General features: G+C 46.0%; 11 protein-coding genes and 1 pseudogene. 7 read left to right on the top strand and 5 right to left on the bottom strand.

Annotated features, from left to right (window positions below; genetic code table 11):
• Window positions 1–54: 54 nt before the first annotated feature.
• A complete protein-coding gene (locus tag AB4384_RS21785) occupies window positions 55–513 on the top strand; it encodes a hypothetical protein (protein ID WP_017070076.1) in 459 nt (152 codons plus the stop codon).
• Between the two features lie 112 nt (window positions 514–625).
• Here AB4384_RS21785 and AB4384_RS21780 read toward each other — a convergent pair whose 3' ends face one another.
• Window positions 626–1,111: a putative 4-hydroxy-4-methyl-2-oxoglutarate aldolase gene (locus AB4384_RS21780; RefSeq protein ID WP_017059310.1), complete on the bottom strand. Its 486-nt coding sequence runs from the start codon at window positions 1,109–1,111 to the stop codon at window positions 626–628.
• A 47-nt stretch (window positions 1,112–1,158) separates the two neighbouring features.
• Here AB4384_RS21780 and AB4384_RS21775 point away from each other — a divergent pair.
• Window positions 1,159–1,260 (top strand): annotated as a pseudogene (locus AB4384_RS21775) (ribonuclease activity regulator protein RraA); the annotation flags it as partial.
• A 429-nt stretch (window positions 1,261–1,689) separates the two neighbouring features.
• Window positions 1,690–2,406 (top strand): two-component system response regulator ArcA, encoded by a 717-nt coding sequence (gene arcA / locus AB4384_RS21770; protein WP_004741534.1) that lies wholly within the window; start codon window positions 1,690–1,692, stop codon window positions 2,404–2,406.
• Window positions 2,407–2,542: 136 nt separating this feature from the next.
• Here the strand turns inward: arcA and AB4384_RS21765 are convergent, their stop codons facing one another.
• The 4 genes from AB4384_RS21765 to AB4384_RS21750 form a co-directional block, all read right to left on the bottom strand.
• Window positions 2,543–2,986: a hypothetical protein gene (locus AB4384_RS21765; protein ID WP_017062884.1), complete on the bottom strand. Its 444-nt coding sequence runs from the start codon at window positions 2,984–2,986 to the stop codon at window positions 2,543–2,545.
• Between the two features lie 7 nt (window positions 2,987–2,993).
• Window positions 2,994–5,363: an aerobic respiration two-component sensor histidine kinase ArcB gene (arcB, locus tag AB4384_RS21760; RefSeq protein WP_136978407.1), complete on the bottom strand. Its 2,370-nt coding sequence runs from the start codon at window positions 5,361–5,363 to the stop codon at window positions 2,994–2,996.
• Between the two features lie 174 nt (window positions 5,364–5,537).
• Window positions 5,538–7,289, bottom strand: a complete 1,752-nt coding sequence (locus tag AB4384_RS21755) for a diguanylate cyclase domain-containing protein (protein WP_372130107.1) — start codon at window positions 7,287–7,289, stop codon at window positions 5,538–5,540.
• A gap of 91 nt (window positions 7,290–7,380) precedes the next feature.
• On the bottom strand, window positions 7,381–8,334 hold the full coding sequence (locus tag AB4384_RS21750) for a TIGR01212 family radical SAM protein (RefSeq protein ID WP_017062887.1): 954 nt from the start codon (window positions 8,332–8,334) through the stop codon (window positions 7,381–7,383).
• Window positions 8,335–8,863: 529 nt separating this feature from the next.
• On the opposite strand from AB4384_RS21750, the gene gltB (AB4384_RS21745) reads away from it, so the two are divergent.
• The 4 genes from gltB (AB4384_RS21745) (at window position 8,864) to AB4384_RS21730 (ending at window position 21,201) form a co-directional block, all read left to right on the top strand.
• Window positions 8,864–13,411 (top strand): glutamate synthase large subunit, encoded by a 4,548-nt coding sequence (gene gltB / locus AB4384_RS21745; RefSeq protein WP_137001930.1) that lies wholly within the window; start codon window positions 8,864–8,866, stop codon window positions 13,409–13,411.
• Window positions 13,411–14,880, top strand: coding sequence for a glutamate synthase subunit beta (locus AB4384_RS21740; protein WP_017066517.1), 1,470 nt, complete (start codon window positions 13,411–13,413; stop codon window positions 14,878–14,880). Before gltB (AB4384_RS21745) ends, AB4384_RS21740 begins: the two co-directional genes overlap by 1 nt.
• A gap of 428 nt (window positions 14,881–15,308) precedes the next feature.
• Complete coding sequence (gltB, locus tag AB4384_RS21735; protein WP_372130106.1) at window positions 15,309–19,772, top strand: glutamate synthase large subunit; 4,464 nt, start codon at window positions 15,309–15,311, stop codon at window positions 19,770–19,772.
• A 16-nt stretch (window positions 19,773–19,788) separates the two neighbouring features.
• Window positions 19,789–21,201 carry an FAD-dependent oxidoreductase gene (locus AB4384_RS21730; RefSeq protein WP_372130105.1) on the top strand — a complete coding sequence of 471 codons (1,413 nt, stop codon included), beginning with the start codon at window positions 19,789–19,791 and terminating at the stop codon, window positions 21,199–21,201.
• The last annotated feature ends 81 nt before the right edge of the window (window positions 21,202–21,282 follow it).

Here is a 21,282-nt window from a genome sequence, read left to right as displayed (position 1 = left end):
TTTAATTGAACGATAACGTTCGAAGAACAATAATAATGACATCAGGAGTGGCAAATGAAGAGATTACTTATTCTTTTGGCTTTTGCTATGCCTGTTGTTTGTTCAGCGAATAGCTTGCCTCTACTACCCAGCCAGATCGATAGTTCTTCTCATAAATTCTTTATCTCCACACAAAACGCGTCGAGTGAAAGCTTCGATACTTGGAAGATAGACAGTGGCTACTCTTATAGCTTGTTTTCAGATGTGGATCTTTACGTCGGTACACGTATCAATAGTGCGGCACTGAAACAGGAAAGTGGATTCTTGAGTGGTGTCAGTTATCAGTTCTCAGAAAGAGTCTCTTTTAACAGTTCTCTACACACCTATAAAGACGAGACCGAAGACAATGAGAAATCGGTAGCCGCAGAGGTTTCCAGCCGAGTGCAACTAACAGATAACCTAGATTTGCATGCCACCCTTGATTATGAAGAGTGGCAGCAAGGTGTTGAAGTGGGACTAGGGTTTCGCTTTTAGTCTCTTTAGCTTGTTCTTTATTAACAGATTAGTGCGGATTGAGATCCAAACTTTTAGTACATCACAAACCATTCCCCGTTCTAATCTATCAACGGCATTCAATTTGAGTCAGTTACGATTCAATTAACAGCTCAGATGAAATTAACACGCCATTCCAATCGGCATAAATATAGTCACCAGGCTGAATCAGTTGATTATGTATAGAGAGTGTCACATTCACTTGGCCGACACCGCGTTTCTCTGTTTTGAATGGCGATGCACCTAACGCCTGAACGCCAAGGTCCATTTGCGACATCATGCCTACATCACGCACCGCACCGTTTACAATCACGCCTTCCCAACCGTTTTCTATCGCGAGAATAGCGAGTTGATCGCCAAGCAGCGCCTTCTGGCATGAGCCATTTCCGTCAACGACAAGCACTTTGCCACAGCCGTCGGTCTCTAAAACCTCGCGAACCTTGGAATTATCGTGATAACAACGAACTGTTACAATTTTTCCAAAGAACGCACCACGTTGGCCGAAGTTCTGCAATGGCATGTTCAGTAGGGTGACTTCGCTTTCAAACTCATCACACAAGTCGGGTGTTATATCGTGCATATATCCTCCGTGAGTAAGGCGTTACCGGTTATGTCAGGCTAGCCTCTATGCTTTTATATGTTATTAAAATTAATCCTTTGTTTTCATTGTTCTATGCTCAATTTATTACTCAATAAAAGTTGATTGAGCATATTTATCTACTAGACTCTTAAGACAGCTTTCAGCTTCCTTGGTTCATAATCCGGTCTTTAGCAGGCAAGATGTGCGAAGCATCTCGAATAATCATTCTTGTTTTGGTGCTAAATAGTCACCATAACATTGGTTAAGTTGTAGCCATACTATTAAAGTTTGTTGCGATACGGCAATTGATGTAAATCAACAAAGTGAATGGAATTAACATTCTCGCGTTGTTAGCATGCTGTTAACATTATAGAATCCACTCCAATCACTAAAAGAATGATTGAAAGGCGTACTGGATCTACGTTATTGGGCAATACTTCAAGGAAGGCAGATAGCTGGAAGTAAGTGTTTTTTTGAAAACTTTAAGTTATCATCAAAAATACATTACCTGTATGTTATGTTTTTGCCTAGAATTTATTCTATTAGCACAGTTTCGTCACAAATTTAGGTACCGCCAAATGCAAACCCCGCAGATTCTTATCGTTGAAGATGAGCAAGTAACTCGTAACACTCTAAAGAGTATTTTTGAAGCAGAGGGATATGCTGTTTTTGAGGCTAGCGACGGTGAAGAGATGCACCAAGTGCTATCTGACAACCAAGTTAACCTTGTAATTATGGACATCAACCTTCCAGGTAAGAATGGCCTACTACTTGCGCGTGAACTACGTGAGCAAGCAAACGTAGCGCTTATGTTCTTAACTGGTCGTGATAATGAAGTTGATAAGATCCTTGGCCTAGAGATCGGCGCTGATGACTACATCACTAAGCCTTTCAACCCTCGTGAACTGACTATCCGTGCACGCAACCTTCTGAACCGTTCAATGAGCACAAGCTCTGTTCAAGAAGAGAAGCGTAGCGTTGAGAAGTATGAGTTCAACGGTTGGGTACTAGATATCAACAGTCGTTCTCTGGTTAGCCCAGATGGCGAAGGCTACAAGCTACCTCGTTCAGAGTTCCGTGCTCTACTTCACTTCTGTGAGAACCCAGGTAAGATCCAAACACGTGCTGACCTTCTTAAGAAGATGACTGGCCGTGAGCTTAAGCCACACGATCGTACTGTAGACGTAACAATCCGTCGTATTCGTAAGCACTTTGAATCTGTTTCTGGTACGCCAGAAATCATCGCAACGATTCACGGTGAAGGCTACCGCTTTTGTGGTGACCTAGAAGACTAATTCGATTCGCGCCTCTTACCATTTAGCACTACTCACCAGTAAGTGTTTTGAACACTAGAAGCGTCATCAATAGTTATTAAAAAGGGAGAATGCCAACGCATTCTCCCTTTTTTATTGTTCTTAATTGGATAAGATTTTAGTAAACCGTATCCACCTTAACGTCTTTCTCTACTAACCACTTCACGGTTTCGCCATCTTTAAGTTCCACCGCCACATCAACAGGCTTGTCACTGTCGATTTCTAGCTGCCATACAAACGCGACTTCCCATTGAGTTTCACTGTGTGTTCTTAAATCAAGATCGTCAGCCGTTACCAACAAGGTGTCTGCACCCTGTTTAACCGTAACACTTTCAACCGCAAGCGTTGCTGGCAGTTGTGAGTCTGACTCTAGGTAGATAGCACCATGTAGGGTCTTATCTTGAGTCTCGCCAATCGTTGGCATCTTGTTGTGCCAAAGGTTGCTTTTCATGGTAACTGTTGCTGCAGATACTTCGACTTGATTATCTTGCTGCCATTCTACTTGTGGCGCAGAACAACCCGCTAATGCCACTACACATGCGGCGAATGCTAATTTTTTCATTATTCTTCTACCTTTGATTTAACCAACTCTTTAAAACTTCAATGTCATTCTGGTATTCGTTATTTATCTCATCAACCCAATCTGAAATGTTCTCCCACCACGCAGGCAAATCTGGAGATTGAGCTTTCTGGGCAACTTGTTGGATGCGTTTCAGACCAATAGAACCTGCAGCACCTTTAATCTTATGTGCCTCAGAGACGATACTGGCTTTATCTTTCGCGACCATGTTGGAGTTCAATATTTCCATATACTCCGGCATCATATCTTCGAACATCGCGATGCTATCCAAAACCGGTTTCGGTCCAACAATATCAACATAAGACTCTAGCATATCAATATCAAGCAAAGTGGTATCAATTTCTGAAAGAAAAGGCTTACTCGCGTCGACTTTATCAATGCTCTCAACCTTATCGGTGCCCGCTACCTTCTCAATTACCTCTGGTGCATCTTCGATAAGTTCACTGATGACATCTTGGATAGCTCGAACCGACAAAGGTTTACTGATCGCTTCGTCCATGCCTTTCTGGAAGTACTCTTGCTTGTTGTTTAATACGTTCGCAGTTAACGCCACCAAAGGCGGTAGCTGGCTGTATTTCTCGCGGTAGTATTGAGCAATATCGAAACCCGTCATATCTGGCAGTTGGATATCCAACAACACCAAATCATAGTCTTCAGGATTGAAAGCAATTTGCGCCTCTTTACCCGTCATCACGACTGTCACTTCATGGCCAAGGCTTTCAAGTAGAGAGCGAGCCACTGTGATATTGAGTTCAATGTCTTCGACCATAAAGATCTTAAGATTCGACTGTTTTCTTGGCGTTTTGATCAGAGCCTGAGTATCGTGATTCACTGGAACTCGAATCGAAACCGTAAAGGTACTGCCAAAGCCCTCTTCACTGATGACTTCAATGTGGCCATCCATCATATTAATTAGCTGTTGAGAGACAGCGAGACCAATACCCGTGCCGACAGCGTGCAAGTTGTCCGTGCCCGATTTCACCTGATAGTACATCGCGAAGATCTTCTCGATTTCACTTTCAGGGATACCAATACCAGTATCTTCCACTTCCATCGTAATGTTGGCAAAGTCACCATCAATGTCGGCGCTGACTGTCATCACCACTCCACCATCTTTGGTGAACTTCATCGCGTTACTAACAAGGTTCCACAGTACCTGTCTAAGACGAGTACCATCCACCTCAACAGCAGCTGGAAGATCAGACAATCTTTCTAGATCGAACCTTAACCCTTTCTGCTCAGCCATCAACGCAGAGATACTTTCGATCTCGACAACGAAATCTTCAAAGTTAATAGGCGTAGGGAAGAGTTCAAGCTTACGGCGGTCGAACTTATCCATATCAATAATATCGTTGAAGATATTACCCAGTGTCACCGCGCTCACCTTGATGGTTTGCATCTGCTTGCGCTGTTCGGTGGTCAGTTGGCTATCAAGCAGCATGCGGCTCAAGCCAATGATGCCGTTGAGCGGCGTTCTTAACTCGTGGCTAATAGTTGAGATAAAGGTGGTCTTATCGCGGCTGGCTTTTTCTAACGACTCTTGATGCTCTTTACGTTCAGTAATATCGCGGCCAAAACCAACCAAGCCCAAGTGACGACCATCTTTGCTGTAGAAAGGCACTTTACGCAGTTCGAAGTAACTCTTGCGGCCATCTGGGTATTCAAGCCATTGGTCATAAGTCAGTGCTTGGTTGTCAGCAAATACTTTCTTATCGGTTTCAACAACTTGCTGAGCGACCTCTTTACTGTAAACATCCCAAGGAGTTAAACCAACTAGCTCTTTTTCTGTTTTACCAGTGAGCTCTTCAACCGCACGGTTACAACCAGAGAACACACCATCTTCATTACGGTAGTAAATAAGGTCAGGCGAGGCATCGATAAACGAGCGTAACAGTGCAGTACGTTCTGCGAGTTCAAGCTGAGTACGCTCGCGCTGGAACACCTCGTTTTCGAGATCTTGCATTGCTTCTGCGCGCGCTTCTTCCGCTTTTTCACGCTCTTCAATTTCTTGATTAAGCTTCTCGATATTGAGCTGCATTTTATTGTTGAGTTCTTGGTCTCGCTCACGCATGTCGCCAAGTTTAGAGACCAATTTCGCTAACCTTTGACGTGATTCTTCCAACTGGTCCACGACCACTGACAGAAAATAAACCGCCCAAGGCGTGATCACTAAACCGAAGAAAACTGAACGGACAATGTCGATGTCATCAACATTGCCTTTGAGTGCAAGGGTGATACCGACTTGCACAACAACAGCGAGGGCAACAAGCGCTAGGGCGAGTAAGATAGAAAAGCGGACAATCCCCAGTTTTACGAGTAGATCCACGTAATACTGGGCAAGATTTTTCATGGGTTTCATTTAGCGCTCCATGCGATAAGACTAGCAACATTCTACCCTGTTTGAAGATGGGAGGTAAGCTAGCTACATCACACGCAGCAAGTGTTCAGCGGTAATTTCGAAGGTTAATTAACCAATACAAATACTAACTAAGCAAAAATAGCCGGGGATAATCAAATTGCCAATTTTATAGCGTTAGCGAATTGAGTATGGATGCACCATTGAACGGTTGCGACCGTCTGATTTCGCTTGATACAACGCACTATCAGCCAAGGCAACAGCCGATTCCATTTCATCATCAGGTGTAGGAATGTAAGAGATAATACCAATACTCACCGTGATGAATTCAGAGACTGTCGACTTCTCATGCGCAAGTTCCAATTTTAGGACTTCATCATGAATACGCTGCGCCACCAGCTGAGCACCTTCGGTCGTTGTATTTGGCAGAATAAAGCCGAACTCTTCACCACCATAACGAGCCACACAATCAGATGAACGATTCAACACCTGCTTAAATGCCTGAGAAACCTGAATCAAAGCATCATCGCCTTGTTGGTGTCCGTAAAAGTCGTTGTAGCCTTTAAAGAAGTCGATATCACATAGCATGATCGTCAGTGGCAGCTTCTCACGCACATGATAATGCCACAGTGTAGAGAGCTGTTCATCGAAACGACGTCGGTTAGACACTTTAGTCAGGCTATCCATAAAGCTGAGGCGTTCAAGTTCAAGGTTGGCTTCTTCAAGCTTTTGTTCTGCTAGATAACGCTCTGTAATATCACGCGCCATGATCAACACACCATTAGTGCTCGATGCTGGATCTCTAAACGGTGATTTGACTACATCATACCAAGTAAATGTTCCATCACTTGAGACCACTTTGTCGATATAACGCAGTGATTTACTTTGATGAAGCACTTGATGATCGGTTTCTGATATTCGCGTATAGATGCTATGTGGCACCACATCTTGTAAACGTTTACCGATCAAGTCACTGACTTCAGAGATACCCAGCGCAGCCACAAATGGTTTATTACACGCTTGATAAACCATGTTTTCATTAAAGATACCAATCGAGTCTGGGCTGGCCTCCAGGAGGTTTTGCAAGATGGTGTCACGCTGCGCAAGTGCCACTTCGGTATCTTTTCGCTTCTCCATCTCGCCACGCAGTTTCTGCTGCATGTCATGCCAATCGGTCACATCATGACTAATAGAGAGCGTGCCGATGGTTTCTCCATCTTGGGAAAGCAGCACACTTTGGTAGGTTTCAAGCAAGCAGCTTTTTCCATCTTGATCTGTAGTCCAAGAGCGTTCACTTACACGACCTTTTAATACTCCACCAGAAACACTCAGGGTGCCCTCTTCAGCACGACCATGCCAAAACTTTTTAAACGAGCGATTACTCGTCACTAACTGACCTTTCTGATCTTTCACGTAGATCAGCTCAGACAAAGAATCCAAAGCGGTACGAGCAACATTCAGTTCTCGAACTTCTTGGGACAGTTCTTCGTTAGTGTTTTTATAAGATGAGGCGTGAATCATCCAAGCCTGCTTATTTCTAAAATGGATCTTACGACCGATCAAGTTGATCTTGAACGACTCAAATTCAGAAAGCGCCCACAGGGAGACCTGCTCGAAGGCTCGAGAGTTGATGTGGTTGGTTAAGTAGTGACGAAAGCTGTTCTCGCTTTCCACAGTAGGAAAGCGAAAATTAACACCGATTTGGCGGATACCAAGCAACTGCATGGCTTGGCGATTGGCATAGAGTATTTCGCCACTTCGAACATCAACAAAGTAGAGTGGCGACGGGGTAGCAAGTAGAAGCGTTTCGATATGCGACTGATAACGAGAATAGAGATGCCAGCAGATGAGAGCAATCAGCAATACAACAACGATATAAATACCGTAGCCATACGCCCTGTCCCACAACCAAGTCATTACCAGTTCCATTTACTCTCAATCTATACCATAAAATCTGCTAGGGAAATGTTACCACTATTTATTGGTTTTATCTGCTGTTACCTACAGTCACCCATTTCTATTAATTGGCCGCGTTTAAAACAGGCAACGTGTACTCGAATGCAGAGCCCGTTTTGATGCCTTGAGCACCGGTTTTATCCAACGAACGACCTATTTCAGTCATCGCTAACCAGCGGTTCTCACACCATAAAGGAGAAAGTAAGGTTGGGCGTCTCGCCGCTGAAGAAACACGGTGATAAACCACGTCCGCAGGCGTGCGTTGAATGATCTCACTCGCGATATCGATGTACTCTTCAAGGCTTGGGGCTTCTAGCTTTCCGGCCTTCCACGCCTTAGCCATGGTACTGCCCTCTACTATATGAAGGCCGTGCAGCTTAATACCATCGGTGCCAACGGCTAATACCTTGTCTAAGGTTTCAAGGTTATCCGCTTTGGTTTCTTTTGGTAGGCCAACAATCAGATGAGTACACACCTTGATACCTAAAGCGCGTGCGCGTTGGGTGATCGTTTCATACACTGCAAAATCGTGGCCGCGGTTAATTCGCTTGAGGGTTTTATCATTGGCGGTTTGCAGGCCAAGCTCGAGCCAAATCTCATAGCCTTGTTTAACGTAGCCCGCTAACAGATCCAACACCGCATCAGGCACACAGTCTGGTCGCGTACCAACACAAAGGCCGACGATCTCTGCACCGGGTGCTTTTAGCGCCTCTTCATACATATTCTTGAGCACTTGCACCTCAGCATAAGTGCTGGTGTACGCCTGAAAGTAAGCCAGATACTTCTTAGCACGAGCAATTTCACCCGCACGATCTTTTAGTTGTTCTGCAATACTCTGAACCTGAGTTTGTTCATCGGCAAAGGAAGCCACGTTACAAAACGTGCAACCTCCACGGCCAATTGTCCCGTCTCGGTTTGGGCAGCTGAAACCACCATGAAGCGTCAGCTTGTGAACCTTCTCGCCATAACGGCGTTGAAGGTCTTGGCCGATAGTATTGACCAACTCGTGTAATTGCATATTTTCAAAGCACTCAAGTAAATAAGAATGAATATCAGTCTTTTTTGAAAAAAAATTACATCCCTGCAAAATTCGACCAATTAGTTTACTCAAGGCTTTTTGCGAGCAACCTAACAAATATCAATAAACATGCAAAAAATCGGCTCTATTTGCCTAATGTTGCACATTTGTTAGGCATTAAATTCAAAATAAAACGAAAAAAATGGTCTACATGGGTCAACTTTCATTGCAATTCGCCTAGACAAAATTGTAGGATACTTACACATATTGGCTATTTTTGAGTATTTACTTACAACGAAAACTTGCTAATAAGTCGGTGATATCTAACTCCCACCTATATAAACCACTAGTTTGTGGTTAAAAATAAACAGGTATCACTAAGGATTGTTTTTCTCGCAATACTTTTCCTGCGAGATACGGAAAGGATTCAAACCGCCAGCATAGGCAGGTTTAGACCCATAAATATAAAAGGACAAGGCTGACTTTATACAAATAAGTTGCGCCTAGATTTAACTGGAAGGATGTATCTATGGTAGATCAAGAGCAGAACTCACAGGGTCTGTATACTCCTGAATTGGAGCATGACGCTTGTGGTATCGGTTTTGTTGCGCATCTAAAGAATCGCAAATCTCATGATGTAGTAACTCAAGCACTCGATATGCTTGCACGTATGGAACACCGTGGCGGCCAAGGCTGCGATCCGTGTTCTGGTGATGGTGCAGGTATCCTGCTACAGAAGCCGCACGAATTCTTACTAGAAGAAGCCGTAAAGCTTGGAATTAAGCTGCCATCTTTTGAAAAATATGGTGTTGGTGTTGTACTTTTCCCTAAAGATGAACACAAACGTGCACAGTGTCGTGACATTCTAGAACGCAATGCACAACGCCTTGAGTTAGAAGTTATCGGTTACCGTGAACTTCCAACGGACAATTCAATGATTGGTGCTGACCCACTAAGCACTGAACCTCAATTTGAACACGTATTTATTTCTGGCGGCCCTGGTATCACACCAGAAGAGCTTGAGCGTAAACTGTATGTTCTACGTAACTACACGGTTCGTGTATGCCTAGAAAGCGTTTCAAATATCGGTGATGACTTCTACATCAACTCTATGTCTTACAAGACATTGGTGTACAAAGGTCAGCTAACAACTGAACAAGTTCCTCAGTACTTCCTAGATCTGCAAAACCCAACCATGGTGACAGCTCTAGCACTAGTACACTCTCGCTTCTCTACCAATACATTCCCACGTTGGCGTCTAGCTCAGCCTTTCCGTTACATCGCGCACAATGGCGAAATCAATACGGTTCGCGGCAACCTGAACTGGATGAAAGCACGTGAAGCAATCCTAGAATCGGATCTGTTTACACAAGCTGAAATCGACATGCTGCTTCCTATCTGTCAGGAAGGTAGTTCGGATTCATCAAACTTCGATATGGCGCTTGAGCTACTTGTTCTTTCAGGTCGTACTCTGCCACACGCGTTGATGATGATGATCCCGGAAGCATGGCAAGAAAACAAAAACATGGATCCAACTCGTCGTGCGTTCTACCAGTACCACGCGAACGTAATGGAACCATGGGATGGCCCAGCATCAGTATGTTTCACCGATGGTGTTCAAGTAGGTGCAACACTTGACCGTAACGGTCTGCGTCCTTCTCGCTACACAGTAACTAAAGACGACTTCCTAGTAATGGCGTCTGAGTCTGGTGTTGTTGAGATTGCACCTGAAAACGTTGAGTACCGTGGTCGTCTACAACCAGGTCGTATCTTCGTTGCTGACCTTGAGCAAGGCCGCATCATTTCTGATCAAGAAGTGAAAGACAGCATTGCTAAAGCACAACCTTACGAAAAGTGGGTTGAAGAGAACCTTCTGAGCCTGAAAAAGCTACCGGATGCGAGCAACGAATTTAGCCAACCTTCTCCAGAGAAACTACTACACAAACAACAATCGTTTGGCGTGAGTTCTGAAGAAGTAAACGAAATCATTCTACCTCTTGCGAAAACAGGCTACGAGCCACTTTCTGCAATGGGTGCTGACTGGCCGCTAGCGATTCTTTCTCACCAATCGCAGCACCTTTCAAACTACTTCAAACAGTTGTTTGCACAAGTAACTAACCCGCCGATCGACCCGATTCGTGAGCGCATGGTTATGTCTCTGAACACTTACCTAGGTAAAGACCAGAACTTACTTGCTGAAACACCTGAGCACTGTCAAAAAGTAGAACTTGAGTCTCCAGTACTGTCTAACTCTGAGTTAGAAAAACTGCGTGCAATCGATAACGAGCACCTTCAGGCGAAGACGCTGGATATCGTATTCCAAGCAAATGGCGACCAAGGTAAGTTAGAGCGCGCACTTAAGCGTATCTGCCAATACGCAGAAGACGCAGTGATTGATGGCTACTCTATCATCCTACTGACAGACCGTGCGGTTAACTCTAACCATGCCGCTATTCCAGCAATGCTGGCGGTTGGCGCGGTTCACCACCACCTAATCCGTAAAGGTCTACGTGCTAAGTGTGACATCGTTGTTGAAACGGGCGACGCTCGTGAGACACACCACTTTGCAACGCTTATCGGTTATGGTGCAAACGCAGTTAACCCATACCTAGTTATTGAAACGATTGTTGAACTGCAACGCACTAAGAAGCTAGATCCAAACGTACACCCACGTGAGTTATTCGATAACTACCGTAAAGGTGTTAACGGCGGTCTACTTAAGATCTTCTCTAAGATGGGGATCTCTACGCTGCAGTCTTACCACGGTGCACAAATCTTTGAAGCACTTGGTGTTAGCAAATCAGTGGTTGAAAAATACTTCACCGGTACTGTTTCTCGTATCCAAGGTCTAACGATCGACGATATCGCGCGAGAAGTATTGGTTCGTCACCGTGTTGGTTACCCAGCTCGTGAAATTCCAGCTCAGATCCTTGATGTTGGTGGTGTTTACCAGTGGAAACAACGTGGTGAGAAACACTTATTCAACCCAGAAACGATTTCTCTACTTCAAGAATCGACGCGTAACAAAGATTACGGTCAGTTCAAGAAGTACGCAAAAGCAGTTGATGACCAAGGCGACAACGCAGCAACGCTACGTAGCCAACTGGACTTCATCAAGAACCCTGCAGGCTCTATTCCTCTAGCAGAAGTAGAACCAATCGAGAACATTCTTAAGCGTTTCGCAACCGGCGCAATGAGCTTTGGTTCAATCTCGCATGAGGCTCACTCAACACTGGCTGTTGCGATGAACCGCATTGGCGCGAAATCAAACTCAGGTGAAGGTGGTGAAGATCCAGCACGTTTCGAACGTAAAGAAAACGGCGACTGGGAACGTTCAGCAATCAAACAGGTGGCTTCTGGTCGCTTTGGTGTAACGTCTTACTACCTATCTAACGCTGATGAGCTACAAATCAAGATGGCTCAAGGTGCGAAACCGGGCGAAGGTGGTCAACTACCTGGTGATAAGGTTGATGACTGGATCGGCGCAACGCGTCACTCGACTCCGGGCGTAGGTCTTATCTCGCCACCGCCACACCACGATATCTACTCAATCGAAGATTTGGCTCAGCTGATCTACGATCTGAAAAACGCGAACCGTAATGGCCGTGTAAACGTGAAGCTAGTATCAGAAGCTGGCGTAGGTACGATTGCATCGGGTGTAGCGAAAGCGAAAGCTGACGTGGTACTTATCGCAGGTTTTGATGGTGGTACGGGTGCATCTCCGATGTCTTCTATCCGTCACACAGGTCTGCCTTGGGAGCTGGGTCTAGCGGAAACGCACCAAACACTACTGAAAAACGGCCTACGTAACCGTATCGTTGTTCAGTCTGATGGTCAGATGAAAACACCACGTGACCTTGCAGTAGCAACGTTACTTGGCGCTGAAGAATGGGGCGTAGCAACAGCAGCTCTAGTGGTTGAAGGCTGTATCATGATGCGTAAGTGTCACAAGAATACATGTCCTGTTGGTATCGCAACACAGAACAAGACTCTGCGTGAGCGTTTCGACGGCCGCGTAGAAGACGTAGTCACTTTCTTCCAATACATGGCTGAAGGTCTGCGTGAAGTAATGGCTGAACTTGGCTTCCGCTCTATCGATGAGATGGTTGGTCAATCGCACAAACTTAAAGTTCGTGATGACATCGGTCACTGGAAGTACAAGAACCTAGATCTAACACCGGTACTGCACATCGAGCAGGCGCGTGAAGAAGATGGTATCTACAACCAGACACAACAAAACCACAACCTAGAAGACGTTCTAGACCGCAAGTTGATTCAAGCTGCGATTCCAGCTCTTGAGAAAGGCGAAGCCGTGAATGCAAGCTTCCCTATCATCAACACGGACCGCTCTGCAGGTACCATGCTGTCGAACGAAATCTCGAAGGTTTACAAAGACCAAGGTTTACCACAACCAATGAACGTTAAGTTCCACGGTAGTGCTGGCCAATCTTTCGGTGCGTTCCTTGCGAAAGGCGTTAAGTTCGAAGTAGAAGGCGACGCGAACGATTACTGGGGTAAAGGTCTGTCTGGCGGTACTTTGGTACTGTACCCAGATGCGAAATCGACTATCGTTGCTGAAGACAACATCGTGGTAGGTAACGTATGTTTCTACGGTGCGACTTCAGGTGAGTCTTTCATTCGCGGTATGGCTGGCGAACGTTTCTGTGTTCGTAACTCTGGTGCTAAGGTTGTTGTTGAAGGCGTTGGTGACCACGGTTGTGAATACATGACTGGCGGTGTTGCGATTATCCTTGGCTCAACAGGTCGTAACTTTGCTGCGGGCATGAGTGGCGGTGTGGCTTATGTATGGGATAAAGCGGGTGACTTCGAAACCAAGCTGAACTCTGAACTTGTAGACCTAGATCCAATTGAACAAGAAGATAAAGATCTTCTACTAGATATGCTAACGAAGCATGTTGAATTCACAGGAAGTGAAGTTGCTCAGTCTTTCCTAGACAACTTTGAAGCAAGTGTTGCATCGCTAGTTAAAGTAATGCCACGCGACTACAAAGCGGTTCTTGAAAAGCGTAAAGCTGAAGCACAACAGGCACAAACGGAAGAAGTGGAGGCAGTATAATGGGTAAGCCTACTGGATTTTTAGAACACGGTCGTGAGCTTCCAAAGAAGCTCGACCCGTCAGTTCGAATTGAAGACAACAAAGAGTTCGTACTTAACGAAGAGTTTGGTGAAAAGATCAATACTCAAGCCTCTCGTTGTATGGACTGTGGCGTACCTTTCTGTCACAACGGCTGTCCGATTGGTAACATCATCCCAGAATTCAATGATGCGGTTTACCGTGACAGCTGGGAAGAGGCTTGGAATATCCTAAGCTCTACCAACAACTTCCCTGAGTTTACCGGTCGTGTTTGTCCTGCTCCTTGTGAAAGTGCCTGTGTTCTTGGTATCAACCAAGACCCAATCACTATCTGTAATATCGAGAAAACGATTGTCGAAACTGCGTACCGTGAAGGGTACGCAAAACCTAAAACACCACGCTCTCGCACAGGTAAAACTGTCGCAGTTATCGGTTCAGGTCCTGCTGGCCTAGCCGCAGCTGAGCAGCTAAACAGCGCTGGTCACTCGGTAACGGTATTTGAACGTGACGAGAAAGTCGGTGGTCTACTTCGCTTCGGTATCCCAGACTTCAAACTGGGTATGGACGTGATTGATCGTAAGATCAACCTAATGGCTGAAGCGGGCGTTGAGTTTAAAGTTAACCAACACATCGGTGTTGATGTTAACGCTCAGCAGCTACGCCAAGAGTTTGATGTGGTATTGCTAACGGGTGGTTCTACGGTTCCACGTGACTTGCCAATCCCTGGTCGTGAGTTGAAAGGCGTTCACTTTGCCATGGAATTCCTTGGTCAAAACAACCGCCGTGCTAACAACCTAGATCTTAAAACAGAAGAGATTCACGCTAAAGATAAGCACGTTGTGGTTATCGGTGGTGGTGATACTGGTTCTGACTGTGTGGGCACATCAAACCGTCATAAGGCAGCGAGCATTACTCAGGTTGAGATCATGCCGATCCCACCAGAGAAGCGCCCTGCAAACATGCCTTGGCCTCAATACCCAATGATCATGAAAACCACCACTTCTCACGAAGAAGGTTGTGAACGTCACTGGAACATCTTAACCAAAGAGTTCATCGGTAACGAGCAAGGTCAAGTGACGGGTCTACGTATTGCTGACATCGTTTGGCAAGATGCGAAACCAGGTGAGCGTCCAGGCTTTGATGAAGTCGCGAACTCTGAACGTGTTATTCCTTGTGACATGGCATTCCTAGCAATGGGCTTCTTACACCCGGAGCCAACCGGCGTGCTTGCTCAACTAGACATTAAACTGGACGAGCGCGGTAACGTCGCTTCTGAAGGTTTTGCAACCAACCAGAAAGGCGTTTTCGCTGCTGGTGATATGCGTACTGGTCAATCTCTAGTTGTACGTTGTATTAATGAAGGTCGTGAATGTGCAATTGCCATTGATGACTTCTTAATGGGTAACTCAAACTTAGAAGCGAAAGCTGATTCACTCATGCTTTCCGCATAATATTTCTCGGGCTAACGTCAATTACGTTAGCCTAGAGGAAAAGCAATACCCTTCCTAACTTTTATATTTGGCTAGCACTCGATGCTAGCCTTTTTTCTATCTGGCATTTGTCGTTTTCAAAATCATCCTGTTGTATATGTTAAATCTCGCTAACATTAACCTTATATATCTCATTGATATCTATCGACTATTTTAGATTATTAAGTGGCTAATCGCGTTTATGCATGATAATTAACCATGAACTTGACCTTAAACACAATTAGCTATACGTTGTAAAGCTGATGAAAATAAAACCAATCGGTTTTGTTAACACAACCAATAACGTTTTAACTGGCTAAAGCAAACTATCAGTTTATAAAAAACAACAAGTATATGAATAGTTAGTCATTTACTGTCTGGATGACAGAGAAGCAAAAGGGAGAATTGCAATGGCTCTATATGATCCTAGTCTTGAAAAAGACAACTGTGGATTTGGTTTAATAGCGCAAATGGAAGGCCAACCTAGTCATAAGTTGGTAAGAACTGCTATTTCAGCCCTAGATCGCATGACACACCGTGGTGGTATCGCTGCGGATGGTAAAACCGGGGATGGCTGTGGCTTATTACTACAGAAGCCTGACTCTTATCTCAGAATTATTGCTGAAGAGAATAACTTCAAGCTCGGCAAGCAATACGCTGTCGGCATGATTTTCTTCAGCCAAGATCCAATCAAAGCGCAATCCGCGCAAGACATCGTCAATAAAGAGCTCGCTCAAGAGACCTTAACGGTTGCAGGTTGGCGCGTAGTACCGACCAACACCGACGTATTAGGTCCGATTGCCAAAGATTCAGTTCCCAATATTCAGCAAGTGTTTATCTCGGCCCCCGCGGGTTGGCGTGAACGCGATATTGAACGACGCCTTTATATCGCTCGTCGCAGAATTGAAAAACAGATCACCGAAGACAAAGATTTCTATATTTGTAGCCTTTCGACACAAGTCATGGTTTACAAAGGCTTGTGTATGCCGGCCGATCTTCCGCGATTTTACCTCGATCTTGCTGACTTACGTATGGAATCGGCGATATGTCTGTTCCACCAGCGTTTCTCAACCAATACTCAACCACGTTGGCCACTGGCTCAACCATTCCGCTATTTAGCACACAATGGTGAGATCAATACCATTGAAGGTAACCGTCAGTGGGCTAAGGCTCGTGCCTATAAATTCTCTTCGCCGTTGCTGCCAGACTTACAAACCGCCGCACCCTTTGTGAATGAGACAGGCTCAGATTCATCAAGCCTAGATAACATGCTCGACCTGTTCCTTGCCGGTGGTATGGATGTGTTCCGAGCGATGCGCATGCTTGTGCCGCCCGCTTGGCAAAACCACCCAGATATGGACCCAGATCTACGTGCATTCTACGACTTCAACTCAAAGCACATGGAACCGTGGGATGGTCCTGCTGGTATCGTACTTTCAGATGGTCGTTACGCTGCGTGTAACCTAGATAGAAACGGCCTGCGTCCTGCGCGTTATGTGATTACCAAAGACAATCTAATCACGCTCGCATCAGAAGTCGGTATCTGGAACTACGCACCGGATGAAGTCGCAGAGAAAGGCCGTGTTGGCCCGGGCGAACTGTTGGTAATAGATACTCGCCGCGGCAAGCTATGGCAATCTAATGAGATCGACAATGACCTCAAAGGCCGCCACCCATATAAAGAGTGGATGGAAAAGAACGTTCACAAGTTAACGCCATTTTCTGCGCTGCAAGATGACCAAGTGGGTAAGCGTAGCTTTGACGATGATACGCTCAAGACCTACCAAAAACAGTTTGCGATGAGCAACGAAGAGTCCGACCAAGTGCTGCGTGTGCTTGGTGATATGGGGCAAGAAGCAGTAGGCTCAATGGGCGACGACACGCCAATGGCTGTGCTCTCTTCAAAAGAACGCTTGGTCACTGATTACTTCCGTCAAAAGTTTGCACAAGTCACCAACCCACCGATTGATCCATTGCGTGAAAAACACGTGATGTCTTTGGCGACCAGTATTGGGAAAGAGATGAACGTGTTCTGTGAAACAGACGGTCACGCCTATCGTGTCACGTTTGATTCACCAGTACTGCTTTACTCAGACATGCAGCAGCTTCTGCAGTTGAGTCAAAAACATTATCGTCATGTCATTCTCAGCATGCACTACGACCCGAATAACCAAGATCTAGAACAAGCAATCAAAGCAGTATGTGATAGCGCCGAACAAGAAGTCAGCGAAGGTGCGGTTTTAGTTGTGCTGTCGGACAAAGGTTTAGAGAAAGGAAAACTACCGATCCCTGCAGCCATGTTGGTTGGTGCGGTGCAAACAAGGCTTGCTGATACCAACCTGCGTTGTGATGCCAACATCGTTGTTGAGACAGCAACTGCGCGCGACCCACACCAATTTGCTGTGCTGCTTGGCTTCGGTGCAACCGCGGTTTACCCATACCTCGCTTATGAAGCGTTAGGTAAAATGTTGGATGATGGCTCTTTAGATAAAGATTATCGTGCCGCAATGCAAAATTACCAAAACGGCATCAACAAAGGTCTGTACAAGATCATGTCGAAGATGGGAATTTCAACCATTGCCTCTTATCGCTGTTCACAGCTTTTCGAAGCCGTTGGCCTTCATTCCGATGTTGTTGAGCTCTGTTTCCGCGGAGTTACCACTCGAATCCAAGGCGCAAGCTTTAGCGATTTCCAGCAAGATATCTATAACTTATCGCGTAAAGCCTGGACTAAGCGTAAGCCAATCGAGCACGGTGGTTTACTCAAATACGTACACGACGGCGAATATCACGCCTATAACCCTGATGTGGTTGGCACTCTGCAAACTGCAGTAAAAACAGGTGAGACATCGGATTATCTCTCTTTTGCTAAGCAAGTAAATGCTCGTCCAGCTGCGATGTTACGCGACTTAATGAGCCTCAAAAAAGCCGATCAGCCTCTACCACTAGAGCAAGTCGAGCCTAACAGCGATCTGTTTAAACGCTTCGACTCTGCGGCAATGTCGATCGGTGCTTTGAGCCCAGAAGCGCATGAAGCATTAGCAATGGCGATGAACCGCTTGGGTGGTTACTCAAACTCTGGTGAAGGTGGTGAAGACCCTCGACGCTTTGGTACTGACCGTAACTCTCGTATCAAGCAGATAGCTTCCGGTCGTTTTGGTGTGACGCCACATTACTTAACCAATGCGGATGTTTTGCAGATCAAGGTCGCGCAAGGTGCGAAGCCTGGAGAAGGTGGTCAACTGCCCGGCCATAAAGTTACCGCAGAAATCGCTAAGCTGAGATATTCAGTTCAAGGGGTGACACTGATCTCCCCTCCTCCACATCACGATATTTATTCTATCGAGGATCTAGCGCAGCTGATTTTCGACCTTAAACAAGTGAACCCTAAAGCCTTGGTTTCAGTAAAGTTAGTATCGGAACCGGGTGTAGGCACGATTGCAACTGGTGTAGCGAAAGCCTATGCCGATCTGATCACCATTTCTGGCTACGATGGCGGTACCGCGGCAAGCCCTCTAACCTCGGTAAAATACGCAGGTTGCCCTTGGGAGCTTGGCTTAGCAGAAACTCAACAAGCACTGGTTGCTAACGGGCTTCGTCATAAGATCCGCCTGCAAGTCGATGGTGGTTTAAAAACTGGCCTTGATGTGATTAAAGGTGCGATTCTCGGTGCAGAAAGCTTTGGTTTTGGTACCGCGCCAATGGTCGCAATGGGTTGTAAGTTCTTACGAATTTGTCACCTAAACAACTGTGCGACGGGTGTTGCGACTCAAGATGAAACACTACGCCGCGAATACTTCAAAGGCCTGCCAGACATGGTGGTGAACTACTTTACAGGCCTAGCCGATGAAGTTCGCCAATACCTTGCAGAACTCGGCGTAGAAAAACTCACGGACCTGATTGGTCGTACTGACTTACTTGAAGCCGTTCAAGGCCTCACCGCGAAACAGAACAAGCTCGATCTCTCTTCAATACTCGAAGCTCCGGTATCTCCAGAAGGTCACCCACTGTTTTGGACCGAGCCAAACGCACCATTTGATAAAGCTCAGGTCAACCAGCAGATTCTGGATGATGCACTCGATGCAATTGAGAAACGTCAATCCACCAGCCTTTACTACAACGTGATCAACACAGACCGCTCGATTGGTGCTCGTATCTCTGGTGAAATTGCTAAGCGATACGGCAACCAAGGGATGGCAGGTTCACCAATCAAGTTATATCTCGACGGTACAGCAGGCCAATCTTTTGCGGTTTGGAACGCAGGCGGCGTTGAGCTTTACCTAACAGGCGATGCCAATGACTATGTTGGCAAAGGCATGGCTGGCGGCAAAGTGGTTATCAAGCCTCACCAAGGCACCGCATTTACTTGTAACGAAGCGACCATCATAGGCAACACCTGTCTGTATGGCGCAACTGGAGGCAAGCTGTTTGCAGCTGGTACGGCTGGCGAGCGATTTGGCGTACGTAACTCAGGTACGGTTGCTGTGATTGAAGGCGCTGGTGACAACGCCTGTGAATACATGACCGGCGGTATTGTTGCCATTCTTGGCGCAACTGGCGTCAACTTCGGCGCCGGTATGACAGGTGGTTTTGCTTATGTCATGGATAAGAATGAAGACTTCCAAGGCCGAGTAAATAACGAGTCGGTCGAGGCACTTTCTCTGTCTGATCTATTTATCCACCAAGAACATCTGCGTGGCTTAATTGCAGAACACTTAGAAGAGACTGGCTCAGTACACGCTGAAGCTATTCTGGCGAACTTTGATGAATGGATTCCGAAGTTCTACCTAGTGAAGCCAAAGACGGCGGATCTTAACACCTTGCTCGGTCACCAAAGCCGCAGCTCTGCTGAACTTCGTGTTCAAGCGCAATAATTGGAAGGAGCCAATAATGAGCCAGAATGTATACCAATTTATTGATGTGAATCGCGTAGACCCAGCGAAGAAACCAATCAAGATACGTAAGATTGAGTTTGTAGAGATCTACGAACCTTTCACTAAACAGCAAGCCAAGGCGCAAGCTGATCGCTGTTTAGACTGTGGTAACCCTTACTGTGAATGGAAGTGTCCAGTCCACAACTACATCCCTCAATGGCTCAAGCTTGCCAATGAAGGGCGCATTATCGAAGCGGCTGAACTGTCTCACCAAACCAACAGTTTGCCTGAGGTTTGCGGACGAGTTTGTCCTCAAGACCGTTTGTGTGAAGGCTCTTGTACCCTCAACGACGATTTCGGCGCAGTAACCATCGGCAACATTGAAAAATACATCAATGACAAAGCGTTCGAGATGGGTTGGAAACCAGACATGTCTCACGTTGAGTGGACTGATAAAAAGGTCGCGATCATCGGTGCGGGGCCAGCAGGTCTAGCGGCGGCTGATATCTTAGTTCGTAATGGCGTAAAAGCCGTTGTGTTTGACCGCTATCCGGAGATCGGTGGCCTACTGACGTTTGGTATTCCATCGTTCAAGCTTGAGAAAGGCATCATGGAAAATCGTCGCCGTATCTTTAGCGAGATGGGCGTCGAGTTCCAAATGAATACCGAAGTCGGCAAAGATGTACAACTTCAGCAACTCGTCGATGACTACGACGCTGTTTTCCTTGGTGTCGGCACCTATAAAAACATGCGTGCGGGTTTAGACAACGAAGATGCACCGGGCGTTTATGATGCTCTGCCATTCTTGATTTCTAATACCTACAAGGTCATGGAACTGGAAAACCCAACCCCATTTATCGATATGCAAGGTAAGAAAGTCGTCGTGCTTGGTGGTGGTGATACGGCGATGGACTGCGTTCGAACCTCTATTCGTCAGAATGCGGCAGATGTGGTGTGTGCTTACCGCCGAGATGAAGCCAACATGCCAGGTTCTCGCCGTGAGGTAAAAAATGCACGTGAAGAGGGTGTGAAGTTCAAGTTCAACCTCCAACCTATTGGCTTAGAGCTTAACAGCGCTGGTCATGTTGTTGGCGTTAAATTCGTGAAAACCGCTTTGGGTGAACCTGATGAAGCAGGCCGTCGTCGCCCAGAGCCTGTCGAAGGCAGTGAACATGTTCTTGAAGCCGATGCTGTGATCATGGCATTTGGTTTCCAACCTCATGCGATGGAATGGCTAGAACCTTTCGGTGTGGAGCTCGATCAGTGGGGTCGCATCAAGGCTCCTAACAAACAAGAGTTTCAATACCAAACCACCAACAGCAAGATCTTTGCAGGTGGTGATGCGGTTCGAGGATCTGACTTAGTGGTGACCGCTATCGATGAAGGCCGTAAAGCCGCAGAAGGGATATTGGATTACCTAGAAGTGTGATTAATCTAAGGTTTCCTTTATTACTCAGTTCGTTACTATAAAAAAAGGATCCAATGATGGATAATGCCGTTCACTTAAGAG

The organism is Vibrio sp. 10N.261.51.A4 (assembly GCF_041471945.1).
GTDB lineage: Bacteria > Pseudomonadota > Gammaproteobacteria > Enterobacterales > Vibrionaceae > Vibrio > Vibrio crassostreae_C.
Note: the sequence above shows the minus strand (reverse complement) of the source record. Positions and strands in the feature narration are given on the sequence as shown.